General features: G+C 63.9%; 12 protein-coding genes. 6 read left to right on the plus strand and 6 right to left on the minus strand.

What is annotated here, in order from left to right; all coding sequences use genetic code 11:
- Nucleotides 1-297: 297 nt before the first annotated feature.
- Entirely contained in the window at nt 298-2,874 is a 2,577-nt protein-coding gene (locus C8K30_RS29315) for a DEAD/DEAH box helicase (protein ID WP_108496444.1), read from the plus strand.
- Nucleotides 2,875-2,962: 88 nt separating this feature from the next.
- On the opposite strand, the gene C8K30_RS29320 is transcribed toward C8K30_RS29315, so the two are convergent.
- Together C8K30_RS29320 and C8K30_RS29325 are read right to left on the minus strand one after the other, a co-directional pair.
- Nucleotides 2,963-3,460, minus strand: a complete 498-nt coding sequence (locus tag C8K30_RS29320; protein ID WP_108496445.1) for a hypothetical protein — start codon at nt 3,458-3,460, stop codon at nt 2,963-2,965.
- Between the two features lie 404 nt (nt 3,461-3,864).
- Complete coding sequence (locus tag C8K30_RS29325) at nt 3,865-5,559, minus strand: hypothetical protein (RefSeq protein ID WP_146197645.1); 1,695 nt, start codon at nt 5,557-5,559, stop codon at nt 3,865-3,867.
- 270 nt (nt 5,560-5,829) lie between these two features.
- On the opposite strand from C8K30_RS29325, the gene C8K30_RS29330 reads away from it, so the two are divergent.
- Nucleotides 5,830-6,756 (plus strand): restriction endonuclease, encoded by a 927-nt coding sequence (locus C8K30_RS29330; RefSeq protein ID WP_108496447.1) that lies wholly within the window; start codon nt 5,830-5,832, stop codon nt 6,754-6,756.
- A gap of 634 nt (nt 6,757-7,390) precedes the next feature.
- Here the strand turns inward: C8K30_RS29330 and C8K30_RS29335 are convergent.
- Together C8K30_RS29335 and C8K30_RS31545 are read right to left on the minus strand one after the other, a co-directional pair.
- Nucleotides 7,391-8,626: an IS481 family transposase gene (locus C8K30_RS29335; RefSeq protein ID WP_255415800.1), complete on the minus strand. Its 1,236-nt coding sequence runs from the start codon at nt 8,624-8,626 to the stop codon at nt 7,391-7,393.
- Nucleotides 8,627-8,675: 49 nt separating this feature from the next.
- The gene (locus C8K30_RS31545) at nt 8,676-9,209 is read right to left on the minus strand and encodes a tyrosine-type recombinase/integrase (RefSeq protein WP_233257557.1); all 534 of its coding nucleotides are present in this window, start codon (nt 9,207-9,209) and stop codon (nt 8,676-8,678) included.
- Between C8K30_RS31545 and C8K30_RS31090 the strand changes: the two genes are divergently transcribed.
- Both C8K30_RS31090 and C8K30_RS29345 read left to right on the plus strand, forming a co-directional pair.
- Nucleotides 9,171-9,515: an NUDIX domain-containing protein gene (locus C8K30_RS31090; protein WP_199230761.1), complete on the plus strand. Its 345-nt coding sequence runs from the start codon at nt 9,171-9,173 to the stop codon at nt 9,513-9,515. The two genes, C8K30_RS31545 and C8K30_RS31090, sit on opposite strands and share 39 nt — an antisense overlap.
- Nucleotides 9,508-9,918, plus strand: a complete 411-nt coding sequence (locus C8K30_RS29345) for an NUDIX hydrolase (protein WP_108496449.1) — start codon at nt 9,508-9,510, stop codon at nt 9,916-9,918. Before C8K30_RS31090 ends, C8K30_RS29345 begins: the two co-directional genes overlap by 8 nt.
- Nucleotides 9,919-10,155: 237 nt before the next feature.
- On the opposite strand, the gene C8K30_RS29350 is transcribed toward C8K30_RS29345, so the two are convergent.
- Nucleotides 10,156-10,689: a hypothetical protein gene (locus tag C8K30_RS29350; protein ID WP_146197646.1), complete on the minus strand. Its 534-nt coding sequence runs from the start codon at nt 10,687-10,689 to the stop codon at nt 10,156-10,158.
- Between the two features lie 133 nt (nt 10,690-10,822).
- Here C8K30_RS29350 and C8K30_RS30565 point away from each other — a divergent pair, with 133 nt between their 5' ends.
- Nucleotides 10,823-11,344 carry a hypothetical protein gene (locus C8K30_RS30565; RefSeq protein WP_146197647.1) on the plus strand — a complete coding sequence of 174 codons (522 nt, stop codon included), beginning with the start codon at nt 10,823-10,825 and terminating at the stop codon, nt 11,342-11,344.
- Between the two features lie 1,140 nt (nt 11,345-12,484).
- Here C8K30_RS30565 and C8K30_RS29360 read toward each other — a convergent pair.
- Nucleotides 12,485-14,932 carry a P-loop NTPase fold protein gene (locus tag C8K30_RS29360; RefSeq protein WP_369941689.1) on the minus strand — a complete coding sequence of 816 codons (2,448 nt, stop codon included), beginning with the start codon at nt 14,930-14,932 and terminating at the stop codon, nt 12,485-12,487.
- Here C8K30_RS29360 and C8K30_RS29375 point away from each other — a divergent pair.
- A protein-coding gene (locus C8K30_RS29375) for an IS3 family transposase (protein WP_369941692.1) occupies nt 14,918-16,089 on the plus strand; the annotation gives its coding sequence in 2 pieces (ribosomal slippage) (nt 14,918-15,196 and nt 15,199-16,089; 1,170 coding nt in all). The genes C8K30_RS29360 and C8K30_RS29375 overlap by 15 nt on opposite strands.
- Nucleotides 16,090-16,102: the final 13 nt, after the last annotated feature.

Below are 16,102 nucleotides of genomic sequence, written 5' to 3' on the forward strand. Positions count from 1 at the left end.
ATCACGAAAGGCCACGGGCTCAGCGAGTCGTGCCTGCGTAACTGGCTGCGCGCTGCTGATGTCGAGGACGGCGCCCGGCCTGGTGTGACCTCGGCCGAGCCGCGCGAAGCCTGATGGAACTGGTCCGATGGCGGTCAACGGCAGGTTGAATTCACCCCGCATGTCGCGTCACGAATTACGTGCGCCGGCATCTCTCTTGGCGAGTCCTTCGCCGTTCAACGCCGTGATCACGGGTCTCACCATCGCCTGGCGTGAACAGGCGACTAGGTTTCCGACGAAGCAGATTGACACCGACTGATGCCGTTTGTAGGCAAGTCCAAGAAGGTCCATCAGCAATTCGATACGCCTGAGGAGCTGTACCTTCGCGGAGCGCTCCCGCGCACGGCGGACGCTGTCAGCTCGATGTGGATCCACCAGGGCGACGTGCTGCGGGCGTACGCGGAAGGGCACCACGACACTCCGGACCTCGCGCTGGAGCTCCCGACCGGGACGGGTAAGACGCTGCCCGGACTCCTGATTGCGGAGTGGATTCGGCGCAAGGCGCAGGGGCCTGTGCTATTTGCCGCTCCGACCAGGCAGCTCGCTCACCAGGTGCTTTCGACGGCGGCGACCGAAGGTGTGCCGGCCCGCCTCTTGGTGGGTAGCCATCATGGCTGGAGCGCCGCCGACGAGAGTGACGTCGACGGAGGCGAAGCGATTGCTATCACGACGTACAGCTCGATCTTCAACAGCAGCCCAAAGTTGCCGGTGCCCCGCCTCATCGTGCTTGACGACGCGCACGCGGGTGAGCAGTTCGTTGGTGAGAAGTACGGTGTAACGATCCGTCGTTACGAGGCGGAAGCAGCGTATCTCGCCGTTCTCGACGCGCTCCGACCGTTCCTCTCCGGACTGCAATTCCAGCGACTCCAAGGACAGCCCGACCCGGGAGCACACCACCAAGTGCGTCTGATCTTGCCTGCCATTGAGCCCGCGGCCTTGGCGACGCTCGATGCTGCACTGTCCCAGCTTGGTGAGCCGTACAAGTTCCAGCTCGCCATGGTCCGTACGGGGCTGGCTGCGTGCTGCGTCTACCTTTCCTACGGTGGCATTCAGATCCGCCCGATGGTCCCGCCAACCTTCGAGAACAGGGTGTTCTCCCACGCCGTACAACGCATCTACCTCTCCGCGACGCTGGGCGCCGGCGGCGAGCTTGAACGAGCGTTCGGTCGCTCCGACATCTTGCGCATGCCGTTGCCGACCAAGACGCCCCCACGCTCTGGTCGTCGCTTATTCGTGTTCCCGGATCTCGTTAAGGGCGGCGACGCCGTCGGCCTCACCAAGGACATCATCGGCATCACCAACAAGGCTCTCGTGCTCAGCCAGGCTTCGTCCCAAGAGACTGAGGAGGCCGCTCGCCTCCTAGCCGGTGCGAACATTCCGGTCCTTGGAAAGAGTGCTGTCCAGAACGGGCTCCGAACGTTCGCCAAGGCGAAGACGGGCCTGCTGGGGCTCGCCAACCGTTACGACGGCATGGATCTGCCCGGCGACGCCTGCCGGATCGTAGTGCTCGGTGGCAAGCCTGATGCAGTCAGCCTGCAGGAGAAGTTTCTGAGCGAGCGTGCACAGGCAAGCGCTGCCCTCTCCGAACGCCTCAGGACCCGGATCGTGCAGGGCGCCGGGCGCTGCACTCGTGGCCCCAACGACTACGCGGTCGTCGTTGTGCTGGGATCGGACATCACCCGCTATTTTTCACGGTCCGAGAACACGAGCGCGCTTGAACCCGAACTGCAGGCCGAGGTGCACTTCGGCTGGGAGAACAGCAGGGGGCAGGACGCGTCCGACATTCTCGACAACGTTCGCACTTTCTTGGATCACGAAACCGATTGGCGCGAGAACGGTGAGCCGCTCGTGGTCGAGTTCCGCGAGGAGGTGGAGAAAACCGACCCGCCCGGGGCTGTCGCTCTCGGGCAAATGGCGAAGCTGGAGGTCGCCGCCTGGCGGCTCGCTTTCGCCGAGGACTGGATCGCCGCAAGCCAGCAGTTGGAGGATGCTGCCCGCGTCGTCGGCAAGGGCGGCGAGGCGACTCGCGGATACCGCGGCCTACTGCTGCACATCGCTGGGACATGGCTCCACCTTGGTGCCAAGGGAGAGGCCCATCGGGCGCGCGCCCGCCAGTTGCTCCGTGACGCCGAGAAGGCGTCGACCCGTGGCACCTGGCTCAAAGAAATGACAGAGCTTCCCGGTGCGGAGGAGGTGACACCAACGGGCGCCGACGCCGTGGCGATCAACACGCTCGTGGCGACTCTCGGCGGGCAGTTCAGACCGAACAAAATCAAGGCCGACCTGGAGCAGATGCGCGAAGGCTTGAGCCAAGATGCTGCGGGCCCGTACGAAGCGGCGCTCACCACGCTCGGCACGTACCTGGGGGCTGTGGCGGCCAAGCCACCCGGTCAGGGACGCTGTGACTCGGCATGGCGATGGGACACGGCCATGTGGCTGACCATCGAAGCAAAGTCTGAGGAGCACTCTGACGGCCTTCTGCCGCTCAAGGACATCCGCCAGGCCAACACTCAGCTCGACCAGCTGGCAACCGATCAAGGCACAGAACACGCCCCGGCAGGTAGCCCAACCATCCTCGTATCAGACCGTCTGACTGTCGCTCCCGAACACGCTCCAGTAGCGAACCCCAACGTCTACCTCGCGTCCACAGAGGTGGTGAGCCAGATCGCCGGCGACGTGGAGGCTGTCTGGGCCGACCTCCTCGCGGCAGCCGCGAAGCAAGGTTCCCTCCCCGTCCTTCGGCGTCACGTACAGAACGTCCTCACCGAGAACGGATGTCTTCCCTTACAGGTGCTCGACCGGCTCATGCAGGACCGCCTTCGGCCTGGCGGGTGAGCGTATGGTGCTGGTGGTGTGATTGCCGGGCGTGCCATTTATTCGGCAGTTGAGCAGGAGGCGCAGGGCCATCCGCAACTGATTGCATTCAGCCGAGCGGTTCCTCGATGGAATCAGTGCGCCGGGCCGTCCACACGACAAGTTGTGGAACACCATTCTCGTCCCACTTGATTACAGGACGGGGCCGACCATTGAACATTCCCATTTGCGCGATATCCCAGCCCGCTTGACCGTACTGGGTCAAGATAAGTTCGAGATCCTCGCGGGACATTGTCACTTGTGGCACCGTGCCGTGCACTTCTGCGTCGACCTGCCTGTCGGAATGCTGCTTCTCGCTCCCCATCCCCTCGGCTGTTCCGGGCGCCTCTCCAACGCGAGCCAGCACATGCTGCGCTCCGGGTGTCGATTCCGCAGGCAAGGTGGCTTCAAATGGGCCGGCCTTGAGCGACTTGATTCGGTCGATCAGTCTCGCGAGCGCCGGCTGCTGCGACCTCATGAACAGCAGACCGAGGACTATGGCGGCTGCTGGCCAAGCGAGCGTGACCAGCGACGAGACGAGGGATGCGACGAACTCAAGCGGACTCACCCGTCCAGGGTGACACCGAGGTCGCACCTCTGTCCTGAGGAGCTGCGTCGCCGTGAGTACGTTGATCGCAATGCGAGCACGGCTAGGTCCACCTCCTGAAGTCGGGTGGCTCGCGGCGAAGGGCCACGCGGCATGGATCGCCCGGCGTGAGTGGTTCCGCACACACAGCAGCAGCAGTCCCGTACCAGCGCCGTGATCGACGCCGCAGAGCTCCCGTCGAGCCGTAAACCGGCTACGAGCTCTGAGCCCGAGGACTGCGGGCGAGACTCCTTTTCAGCAGGAGTGGCACGCAGGAAGCACGGCGTCGGCGCGTGGCCTCCGGATCCGCGGAATTCCAGGCGGTCTACTCGGGTGAGAACTGGGACATCTGGACTCATCCAGTCGTGCGAGGACGGCCGATGCACCTAAGCCTTTGCGCGATCGGCCGCTTCCACAAGTGCTGTGATGTGCTGAAGAGCAGCGGCGAGCCGCCCAGTAACGGTCAGGAACGCCTTTTGTGGCGGCATCCCATCAATCCCAAGATTCTGTCGCGCAGCGGCCGCACCCGAGCCGCCCAGGTGCGCGATTCCGCCTGCGGAACGGAACCCTTGGAGAGCTATGAACGCCTCGACAGAATTCTCCGCGTCTCCCAGTTCGACAAGGAACCGGCGCAGGAGAGACAGCGAACGTTCATTCGGTTGGGCGCCGCCCAAGTACTTCTTCAGGGGTTTGGGGTCGATTCCATCGACTAGCGCCTTGGTCAAGATGATCGTAGGCGCGGCAATAGCTGACGGGTCGCTCGTCGTCGGGCCAAGCAGCTCTTCAAATTCTCTGCTGGTCTGGGTATCGAGGTAGCGCCATACGGGAGCACCGAGTAGCACGGCAGTTGCTTCGGCCGCCCGGGTCCGGGCGCGGCGGAGCTCGCCGACTGGGTCGGGCGACGACGCCCACTGGTTCAAGAAGTCTCGACGGAACCGACCCTCATCCATTGCTCCTTCGGGCTGAACGTTGTGAGCCAACCAGTGGGACTGCTCAGCCTCGGTCAGTCGGCCGAGATCGCCGAGATAGACCTCGACGAGGCCAACTGTGTTCGTCCCGATGTCCAGCCCCCACAGATCGAGGCACGAGATCCGGTTGGTGGTCACGCTGTAACGAGCCGGTTCCCCCGCGTAGCGACCCAACACCTCGCGGGCGAAGTACACAGGCGTCATGCTGTGCTGGCGCGAACTATCCCCATAGTCGCCAAGCTGGTTCGGATCACATGTGTGCCGCAGCACTTCGCCAGTATTGCTGTCGATGCCATAGACGAACTCGACGTATCGTTTCGGCTCGTCTCGCTCATCGATCCGGCGAACGCGCGAGGTCCGAGCGCCTTCGACCACGTACTTACCCATGACGGTCGAGAACGACGGATGTTCCTCCATGCTCGCCTCGTGCATGGCGAACCAATCGAAGTTCAGCCAAGGTTTCTTGCAGCTTGAATCCACTCGGGCAAACGGGGCATGGTCAGTCTTAATCGTGTAGTCCTTCTGGACGAGCAACTCCCGATGAGCGTCTGCAAGGTACGTGCGCAACTCCAGTGCGGCGACCTCTACCTTCCATGCGTCCATCGCAAGACGCACCCGGATCAACTCGACGTCCCGACCAGCGGCGTTCAGATATGACCATCCGTCGTCTGTCGGGAAGGCGTCCCAGTACCAGAGGAACGTTGGAGTGATCTCGAACGTGGGCTCAACGAGCCTGTGATGCTCACGAACGGCCGAGAAGAACGCTAGCGCACCCCCGTCGTCGCTTTGACGCGCTGTCAAGCCGTCCGAGAATGTCCCGTCGGCCCAGACTTCGACTTGCCCTACGTCATGGTGGCCAGACCAACCAGTCGAACTGAGTACTCGTTCTCGCGCTGCGGGATCGATGAGCAGGCTGTGTGTTCCGCCGTACATGTCGTCGCGGTGGAAGTGTTCCTCGATCGTGAGCCAGCCTGTCGGGGCAGCCTCGATACGACTCAGTTCAGTCTCTGGCCAGAAGCCGTGCGGGTAGTCGCCATCTGGCCGCGACCAGAGATCTGCCAACGTAGGTGGGCCTTCGTAGAACTCGTAGCCGGGAATCGATGGGATGTGCACAACGAAAGTATGCGGCGTCGGCGCTTGGCCTCGCCGCTGGCGACGGCATGAAACGAAGGATCACCCCGACTGACAGCACTGGCCAACTCGGGACCTCGCCTCCTCTTCGCACTACCTGGGTTCCCAGGCCGTTTTCGTCGGTGCTCTCACGGGCATCGGAGCGACGTCCGGAGAAGCGCGGCAGTGTGGCTTCGGTGCTGTTGCGGAACTGGCAGACGCTGGTCCGGTTGTGCTGGGCTAGATCGTTGCCGCGAACCGTAAAATCGACGCATGAAGCGCATCTCGCTCGACGGCTACCAGGCGCTCTGCGATGTGCTGGCGACAGCGACCTGGTACAAGCCAGATTTCGAGCGGTTTGTGAGAGCACTCTTCCGCGATCAGCCCACAGTGCTCGCCGGCCTCAACTTCTCAGCCACGAAGCGCGAAGTCGCCGGCGAGCTTGTTGACCAACTCATCCAAAGGGACCTGGAACTGCAGGCCGCCACACTCCGGATCATGAGCGAGCTCGCGGGCAAGACCAGGTTCCCCGACATCGAGCGAATGAAGAAGCCCGACCGGGAGCAGCGTCTGCGCGAAGCGAGGGAGGCAGTCGCCCGGCTGGCCGAGGTCATGGCCCCGCAGGTCCACGAGGTGGAGGAGAAGGAGCGCCTTCGTGTCGCCCAGGAAGCCCGACTCGCGAAGGCCACGGCGCTGCGACAGTTCGAGGATCACATCTCCGGGCTCCAGCGCCGGTTCCAGGCCCTGCATCAGGCCGCGAACCAGCAAGCGCGTGGCTACGAACTCGAGAAGCTCCTCGCAGACCTGTTCCAACTCTTCGACATGGAGCCGCGACTCTCCTACAGCACGGCGACCGAGCAGATTGACGGCTCGCTCAGCTTCGACACCGACGACTACATCGTCGAGGCGAAGTGGCATGCGGGACCAGTTGGCCGACCAGCGGCGGATGTCTTCGACGCGAAGGTTCGTCGTAAGGGGAAGAACGCTCTGGGTCTCTTCGTCGCCGTGAACGGCTTCACGAGCGACACTCGCGAGGTCTACAGGGTCGGTACATCGTTCCTGACGATGGACGGCATGGACCTGCACCTCGTCCTCGACGGCAGGATCAGGCTGGATGAACTCATGCGGGCGAAGCGTCGACACGCGAACGAGACGGGATCGTGCTACTTCCCCGCTACGGACCTGCTTGGTGCGGGATAGGCAATCTGCTCCGTCGCCTGTGCGCGAAAATTCTGCAGACGGGTCGTGCGACGGCGGACTCTGTCGAGACATGTGTTCGGGGGAGCGCGGCCGGCGCCAGCGTCGTTGCGAGGGAGTGGTCAGCTCCGCCACGATTCGAGCCTCACAACAAAGAACACAACAGGTTGAGTCCAGACGGTTCCTCCGACCCCAGGCACGTCCACCAAGCGTCAGCTCGCATCATCCCTGCCTGGGTTGTCTCCCGAGAATCCAAGGTAGGTCCCGCTGACTCCAGACCTTTCCGTAGTGGGAAATCTCGGGCACACCGAGTTCCCAGAGGTTGCGGTTCAAGTCGATCCACGCATCGTCCACGCAACCGCGCGTAGAAGCCCGAATCCTCAGTCAGTCCACGCGGTTGTCGACCGACAACGCCTGCGGTTGACCGTCATCGCCTGCTGCGCGAGGATGGCTCACGAGAGACGAGAATCCGCAGCATTCTGCGGTTCCAACCCTCTTAGCAGTGCTATCGCACCAACCTGCCGTGATGCCTCCGGAGGGCTAGAAAGATTCGAACCGACCTGAGAAGGTCGGGGGTTCGAATCCCCCTAGCTCCACCCCTGTGATGACGCGGGACATCGTTCATAGATGTCTCGCGTCATCGTTCATATTGAGAGCCCGGCCATCGGCCGGGCTCTCGTTCGTTGTTGCGCCAGTAGGTGCGGTCGGGATCGATGGTGTTGGTGGCCAGGATCTGGCCGGTGCCGTGCTCGATGACGGTGGTGTGGGTCGAGTCGACGAGGATGACGACCTTCTTGTGGCGGTGGGCTGCGCCGATGCCGAGGTGGTGCATGCGTCCGGCTCTGCGTAGGGAGATCTTGCCGTTGGTCCCGACGTGGTCGAACCGGACGCGGTAGTGCGGGTCGGTGATGTGGTCGGGCAGGGCTTTGGGGCGGGCGTGGTAGGCCTGGTGGGGTGTCTTGCGGTCCAGTGCCCGGTGGGGGCGGGCGGTGTTGTAGAGCTGGCGGAAGGTGTCGAGCTGGGCTTGCAGGGTGGCCGGGTCGGGTGCCGGGGGCTGGCCGGTGAGCCAGAGCTTGAGGGTCTGGTGGAAGCGTTCGATCTTGCCCTGGGTCTGCGGGTGGCCTGGGTGGCCGTTCTTCTGTCGGATGCCCAGTCCGGCCAGGAGGTACTCGAACGCGTTGCGGCCGCCGGTGAAGCGTGAGGTGTAGACCAGGCCGTTGTCGGTCAGGGTCGAGGCAGGCGGCCCGTAGGTGTTGATCGTGGTGGTGAACGTGTTCACCACGTCGGTGCCGGTCACGGGGGTGTGGGCGGTGCAGGACAGCAGGTAGCGGGAGTGGTCGTCGAGCCAGTTCAGGATCTCGACGTCGGTGCCGTCGGCCAGGTGCCAGTGGGTGAAGTCGGACTGCCAGGTCTCGTTGGGTTGTTCGGCGGCGAACCGGCGCAGGCTGGAACGCGGGCGTTTGCGTGGTTCGGGCGGGACCAGTCGGGCGTCGGTCAGGATCCGGCGGATCGTGGAGATCGCGGGCGGGTCGGTGCCCTCGGCGTGCAGGTGCCAGGCGATCGTGGCCGGGCCGGCGTCCAGGCCGTCGATCGTGAGCTTCTCGCGTAGCTCGATGATCCGGGTGCGGACGGGTTCGGGTGTGGTGCGGGGGTTGGACTTCGGGCGGCGCGAACGCGGCTCGAGACCGTCCAGTCCGTCGGCTTCGTAGCGTTGCACGAGGGTGTGCACCCACCGCCAGGAGACGTCGAACCGGCGGGCCGCTTCGGCTTTGGTCAGGCCCTGCTGGACGACGGACAGCACGATGACTTTGGCCTTCGACATGCCCGATCGTCCCGGTCCGTGGCTGTGCGGCTCGGGCTGACCCGCCGATATGAACGATGTCTCGACTCATCTATGAACGATGTCGTGAACCAGCACACCCCTAGCTCCACCCCCTAGCTCCACAGACGTAAACCCCGCTTGACCAGGGCAAACGCTCCGGTCGAGCGGGGTTTCTCCGTTGCCTAAGAGGCGTCTTCCGCGTCGTCGGTTCCCCGAGGTTCCCCCGACCGTCGTTCAGGCGATCCAGACCCGCGACATCGGCTCCGGTCCCGAGGAAATGTAGGTACCTGTTCGTCGTCGCGGCGGATTCGCGGCCGCACCGCGCCTGTACCGTCGCCAGGTCGACGCGACGGGCGAGCCAGAGGCACGCGGCGGTGTGGCGGAGGTCGTGTAGCCGGTGCCCGCGTCCCGTCGTCTCCCAGTCGAGCGTGCGCAGGACTGCCGACCTGTGGAGCATCGCGTCACGCGTCGTCGTGAGCAGCAGCTCCTCCGGCGCCTTGCCGTGGGCGAGGTCCCGCACGATAGGCAGTACGCGGTTCGCCAGCGGCACGCGGCGGGACCGACCGCCCTTCGGCCGCTCCAACGGGACAACCTCGTGCTCCTGGTCCAGCGCCGCGACGGCGGCGCGCTCCACTGGCAGTTCCCTGCTGGCATCGTGAAACCCGGAGCGTCGCCGGCCGATGCCGCAGTACGCGAGACCTACGCCGAGACCGCCGTCCACTGCTCCGTCCGCGAGCAGATCGGAGCCCGCGTACACCCGCACACGGGCGTCCACTGCGAGTATCTCCACTGTGACTATCTCGCCGGTGAGGCGGAGAATCGCGACGTCGTCGAGAACGCCAGCGTCGCGTGGGTGGCCGTAACGGACCTCGGCAAGTTCATACCGGAGAGCACCATCTACCCGCCGATCCTCGAAGTACTGCGAGGCACGCATGTCTGAGGCAGCAACCGAAGAGAAGCCCGCCATCGCAGCGGCGATCATCGTCCAGGACGGGAAGCTGCTCCTGGTCCAGCGTCGCGTCTCCGAGGGCTCGCTCTCGTGGCAGTTCCCCGCCGGGGCCGTCGAGCCGGGGGAGACGTTCGAGCAGGCGGCCGTCCGGGAGACAGCCGAAGAGGCCGGGCTCACCGTCGAGGCTGTGAAGGTGCTGGGGGAGCGGTTGCACCCGAACACGGGTCGCCTCATGGGCTACGTCGCGTGCGACGTCGTCAGCGGCGAGGCGTACGTCGCAGACGCCGAAGAACTCGCAGACATCGTGTGGGCGACACCGGACAAGTTCACCGACTACGTGCCCTACGGCTTTGCGCCGGCGGTGCAGGACTGCCTCACGGCGACGCTGGCCTGACGCGGTAGCGGTAGTGCGGTCGGCGTCTATCCGCCGAGAGCCAAAACCCGGGTTTCGGGCCAAAACAGGGGTCTGGCTCGAAGGCCGCTACTCCGCTACCCCCAGGGGAGGATCGTTGAGATCTAGCGGCCCCCGGGGGTAGCGGATGCGGTAGCGCCCCCGCTACCGGTAGCAGGGCTCTCCGCTACTTGCGCTACCGCGTTGGCGTGCTCCCGACGTCGCCCGGCGGGTGTGCACTCACTCCGAAACTGTGGCTTTCCGTGCGGCTGTCATCGCGCCATCCATGACCTCCAGCGCACTCTTCTTCCACTTCCCCTTGAACGTTCCGTGTCCCGATTGAGCCCCAGGGCGGAACTGGCCCGGCGTGACGTTGTACCTGAGGCACGCCGCTGCAAGTTCGGTGGCGTTCCAGACAAAAGTGACGCTGTCTCCTGGCTCAACGGACGCCGGCAACGTGACGGTGGGGAAGTGGGAGTCGGCTCTCATGATGAAAGGGCCACCTGGAACACGGAAGTGGAAATTACTGATCACCGTCTTGCCTGAGCGCCCAACGTTCGTCGCCTCTGTGGCGATGAAGTACTGCTTGCCCAGAGGCGCGGCGTCCAGCAGGAAGAACGACGTGACCGATACCTGCAGTCGCGCGCTGTCACGATGGCGGACCCAGATAGTCCAGCCGAACGTTGCCAGCGACACGGCCAGGGCAATCAGCGCTGCCCAGTTGTCCCACCAGGAGCCGACGAGTTCCACTCTCACGATGTCACCGAAAGGCATGGCCACACGCTAGGACGGGCAGCGAGCCCTGGCGGTTCGTCGAGGGGTGAGATTGCCCCAAGCGTAGGGTGAAGTCCTTCGTGCGTTCCGACGGGGCCGGTTGTGGACGCACCGTTCGATCTAAAATTGGCTCATGACGGCGACGGTCACCAAGGGAACATGGTCCCCACTCCCCGGGTCGCTTCCGACCAGCCCAGAGCCCGACAGGGTCTACGTGCTCCCGACCCGGTGGCCGGGCGACGATGTAGCGAGCGGACGCCCCAGCTACGTCGACTACGTGCGCTATCTGCCAAAAGAGGCTCGCGCGGCTGATCTTCCCGTGGAGTTCTCCCTTCCGCCGGGATCGCGCAACTATCTGCAGGAGTTCAGTGCTGATGCGGAGACGTGGGCGCTAGCTCTTGCGGCTGCGACGCTGGTGAACGATTGGATCATCTTCACCGTCGGAATCTTCATCGAGATGCGCGCCAAGGCGCAGGGCTGGACGTCGAGCGAGGCACAGGGCTTGCCGCTGAAAGTCTCCATCGTGAAGATTGAAAACTCTTCAGAGTCCTCGGAGACCTGGGAGTTCGAGGGGTCTGGAGAGGACGTGCTGGAGGCCTTGCGTATTCGCAACCAGTCCCAGCGCGACGCCGGGGAGCTCGGCAGTGGCGAGTGAACCGGCACGTTTCCGTGGCGCCATTATGGAGGTGGGACCCATCCCGCCATCGGGCGGACCGTTCCGTAAGCGCTATCTCGATAGGAACGGACGGGAGTCTCTTCGGGTGGCCGAGGAAGAATATGCGACCGTTCGTGAGCTTCTCGGTAGTAGGGCGGCCTCAATGCCAATGGTGCATGCGCCATTGGTGGGTAGTTCTTTCGAGGTGCGCAGGGCGATCCAGAACAAAAAGCGATCGGCCTGGAACACGTTTCGGAACGCGATCGATTCCGCGACACGCGACGAGATTGAGCCCCACATTAGGCGATCTGAGTCGGCCGCTGTTGCCGCGCTGAATTATCTTGAGGACCATGAGCTCGCGGATGTCGCCCACAACGCGATTCACCGGTCGGCATTTATTCGACGTGGTCTCTTCGGGTGTCCGATCACGCTTCGCGACGACGCGCTTTGGACCGAGTGCGCGTTCGAGATGTCTCATATTCGATTGGGCCTGTCTGCTGGCCTTCTGAGCGAGTTCGAGTGCTCGGTCTGCGGGCAGCCTGTCGAGGACTGCGACCACACGATGGGGGAGACTTACGACAAGGTCGTTGTCCAGGATGAAGCAGGAAAATGCTCCCACTGTGGCTCAACCGACTGCGAACACGCCGTCGGCGCGGTCTACCCAATCAGGGCGTACGCGGATGCAAGAATTGTCCGTACCCATGAGGTCTCCATCGTTAACCGACCCCGGTATCCACAGTCCCGATTTACTGCCGTAACGATTGAGCAGAGCCAACTAGGTGATGCCAGATTTCGCGTCGCAGCCCAGCTTGGTCGACTAAATTGCGACCAATGCCTCGGCCCATGTGGGGGATTCAGTGTGGCGCCACCGCAGAACACGGGCGTCACTGCTCGCTGATCGGGTGTTGGCGGGTCGGCTCTTCATCCCAGCGACCTGCGCCGGTCGCGCAGGTTCCCCATAGGTTCCCCGAGAGCGCACTGCCAGGATTTCTGCACACTCGATGCATTGAGAAACCGGCTACGAATCGAGGGGCAAGCAGCCGAGCACGCGTTCGCAATGAGAAGGCCGGGAATTCGAATCCCTCCATCGATGCTTCGTTCACCGGACGTCCAGGCCTGACGATGTCGTGGTAGCCGACCTCAGTTTCTCCACAGGTATTCGGTGTGGAAGCTGAACCGGGACACTTCCCGTGCCCAGGGAACATACGGCGCCACGGTGTCGGGGGCACGGGCAGGCAGGCCGTGGGTTTGAAGGGCAGCGTCGACCACCTTGCAGAGCCGGCTCCAGGCGCTGCACTCGTGGCAGTCGGGGTGTCGGTCGCCGCCATGGCGCCCTGCCACTGATATGACCAGATCGCGAAACAGCGCCTCGCCGGGAGCCATTTCGAGGGCGCGGAAGAGCTCAGCAGCTTGTGCTGGCGTCCCGACGACGAGCGCGAGCAGTAGTCCGGCTGGCAGGTGTTCGCCCTCTTCGTCGGTGAACCGGGCGTGTTCGGGGAGATGTGTGCCGAGACGGATGAGCTGGTAGAGGTTGAGCAGCTTCTTCACCGTACGCGGCGTGGACAGTACGGCGGTCAAGGTTGCAAGGTAGCGGGCCTCGTACCAGGTCAGGGCAAGGCTGCGGGTGCGCCGGGACTGGTTAATGGGCGTAAAGATGTTGCGCTCAAGGGATTCGCCACCGGGTAGGTCGTCTTCGAGTGCTGGGAACGTCTCCGCGCGGCCGCTGGCGGATGCTTCACTTGGGCCAAATAGTGCCTCTGAGGTGGCCGATATCGTTTCTGGTGAAGCCTCGGTGGGTGCGGGGTGAGCCTGAGTATCGACGAACTTCCGCGTCAGGCTCGCTGAGGACACAAGACCGCGGTCGACCAGAGTCTTGATTAGATAATCGCCCGCGATTTCGTCGGTGAGAGGCGGCAGGGCGAACGGGATCTGGAAGACCTTGTCGAGGTAGTCGAGTGGTTCTCCTACCGCTAGACCGATGCGGTCGTGCACCGTGGTTCCGGCAAATGTTGTTGTCTCGTGATATGCCAGAGACTTGCGCAGCCAACGTGGGTCGACACTCACGAGTACCACGAACAGGTCCGAAGACTGTAGGAGGGCGACGGCCTGCAGCACCTCGACCACCCGGTCTGGTGTGCAGCGATCCAGGTCGTCGATGTGCAGGACCACCCGGTCCACGTAGAGGTCGGCACCGACTACCTCAGCACGCTCTCTTTCGCTGAGTTCTTGCACATAGGTGCTGGCAGCTTGGAGGCGTTCGGCGAGTTGGGCGAGGGTGTCCTCAATATGGCCGACCACACCGCGGTAGGACTCAAGCTGCTCTTGACGGGCGTTGTCCTCGAGCAGACCCAGGAGAGCAGATAGTGCGTCGCGAGCCTTGAGAGTGGCGAGGTCTGCCTCGGCACGAGCCAGCCGAATATGTGCTGCTTCTTGGACAAAGCCAAGAAGCAGTTCGTTCTTTTGAACGATCCTGCCCAGGGAGTCGAGTTCGCGGGTGTATTTGCGGATCACGTACCAAGCACCAACGAATGTAGCACTGCCCAGCGTGATGCCCAGGCCAGTAAGCCACGCGGTGGCTTGGGGAACTATTGCGGGCGTCACAATCGCGACAACGACCTCTAAGAGCAGGAGAAGAAATAGTCCTGTGACGGCAACGGTCAGACGGGCACCATAGAACCGTACGGCGGGAAGGAACTGTCGTAGTCCGTGAAAATAGCGGACTATCGTGTCGGCTCGCTGCAGGATGTGCGACCTTGGCTTCGCGTCTGCGGTTTCGACAGCGCCGACCTGCTCCGCGGCTCGTCGACGGCGTGCCACCTTTTCCTCGGCAGTCTTTATCCGGGCCCGCAGGGTCGAAGGTGTCTCAGTTCCGGTCCCTTTGGCATTGTGTTTTGCCCGCGCTCCTGTCGTTGGTGGAGTTCGCAGTTGCCGGAAGACCTGAGTGACCAGGCCGATGAGCACGGACGTGTCGCTATAGTGCCAAGCGTTGAATTCCACAACACGTGCGGCACGGACGAAGTGTGGGTTGCTCCCGCTCAGGCTCGAGATGGTGGCGGCGAGCTGGCGCATGAAGCTCGACTTCCCGCCGCCCCAGGGCGCCAGGAGTGCGATCGCCAACGGCGGGACGGTCGTCATGGCAGTGATCAGGCGGGCCAAGGCCGAGACGTGGGATGCGAAATTCAGGTCGTCGTGCAGCGCGGGACCATCGGACAGGACCGCCGCGTGCTGGTCCACGACCACGCCGGGGTCGAACGTGCCGCCAGCCTGGACTCCAGTTTGGGGGTCCCACAGCCGGATCGTGCCGTCATAGCTACCGCTTGCTACGACCGAGCCATCGGCCTCGCCGGGTCCGATGGCGACTGCTGTCACAGTTCCCCAGTGTCCTTCGAGAATCCATCGTGACTCGCCACGAGTGAGATCCCACACCCGCACGCTGCCGTCTTCGCTGCCTGATACCAGATGCCCGTCGGGTAGTACCGCCAACGCATGGATTGGGCCGGGGGGGGGACTGCTGCACCGATAGGTGACAACTGACTTGTGGTGCCGACAGGCGTCACTGGAAGGATGTTCACCGTGCCCGCACCCCACCCCAAAGAGTTCCGTGATGACGTCGTGGCCGTCGCCCGGCGTGGCCAGGCCCCGATCCGCCAGATCGCGAAGGACTTCGGCATCTCGGAGTCCTGCCTGCGCAACTGGCTGCACGCTGCTGACGTCGAGGAAGGCACCAAGCCCGGTGTGACCTCGGCCGAGTCGGCCGAGCTGCGTGAGCTGCGGCGTCGTAACCGGCTGCTGGAACAGGAGAACGAGGTCCTGCGCCGCGCCGCTGCTTACCTGTCTCAGGCGCAGCTGCCGGGAAAAGGCTCTACCCGCTCGTGACAGAGCTCGCCGTGGCGGGGATACCCGTGACGGTGACGTGCCGGGTCCTCAAGCTCGCCAGACAGCCTTACTACCGGTGGCTACGCCACCCGGTGACCGATGCTGAGATCGTGCAGGCGTATCGGGCGAACGCGTTGTTCGACGCTCACCGCGACGACCCTGAGTTCGGGCACCGTCTGCTGGTCGACGAAGCACGCCAGGCCGGCCAGAGCATGGCGGACCGGACCGCGTGGCGGATCTGCGCCGGCAACGGGTGGTGGAGCGTGTTCGGCAAGAAACGTGGGAAGAACGGCAAGCGACCCGGCCCGCCCGCGCACGACGACCTGGTCCAGCGGGACTTTACTGCCGGGGCGCCGAACCGGTTGTGGCTCACGGATATCACCGAGCACCGCACTGACCAGGGAAAGGTCTATCTGTGCGCGATCAAGGACGTGTACTCGGGCCGGATCGTGGGCTACTCGATCAGCGACCGGATGAAGTCTTCCCTGGCCGTGACCGCGCTCAGTTCCGCGGTTGCCAGGCGTGGCATCAGTGGCGCAGACGTGGCCGGTTGTGTGGTCCATTCCGACCGCGGATCGCAGTTCAGGTCCCGGAAGTTTCTCGCTGAGCTGCGCCGTCATGACTTGGTCGGCTCGATGGGGCAGGTCGCCTCGGCCGGCGACAATGCCGCGATGGAGTCGTTCTTCGCGTTGCTGCAGAAGAACGTCCTGGACCGGCGCCGCTGGACCACTCGCGAGGAGCTGCGGATCGCGATCGTGACCTGGATCGAACGGACCTACCACCGCCGCCGACGCCAGGCCCGCCTCGGACGTTTGACGCCCATCGAGTACGAAGCCACCATGACCACTCAGGTCGCACTCGCCGCCTGAGAAACCCTGTCAC

Source organism: Promicromonospora sp. AC04 (assembly GCF_003058225.1).
Taxonomy (GTDB): Bacteria; Actinomycetota; Actinomycetes; order Actinomycetales; family Cellulomonadaceae; genus Promicromonospora.

What these genes read in the sequence shown, in the direction of transcription:
- C8K30_RS30565 (WP_146197647.1), top strand. Translation starts at nt 10,823, where the DNA reads ATGACGGCGACGGTCACCAAGGGAACATGGTCCCCACTCCCCGGGTCG.
- C8K30_RS29330 (WP_108496447.1), top strand. Translation starts at nt 5,830, where the DNA reads ATGAAGCGCATCTCGCTCGACGGCTACCAGGCGCTCTGCGATGTGCTG.
- C8K30_RS29315 (WP_108496444.1), top strand. Translation starts at nt 298, where the DNA reads ATGCCGTTTGTAGGCAAGTCCAAGAAGGTCCATCAGCAATTCGATACG.
- C8K30_RS29345 (WP_108496449.1), top strand. Translation starts at nt 9,508, where the DNA reads ATGTCTGAGGCAGCAACCGAAGAGAAGCCCGCCATCGCAGCGGCGATC.
- C8K30_RS29350 (WP_146197646.1), bottom strand. Translation starts at nt 10,689, where the DNA reads ATGCCTTTCGGTGACATCGTGAGAGTGGAACTCGTCGGCTCCTGGTGG.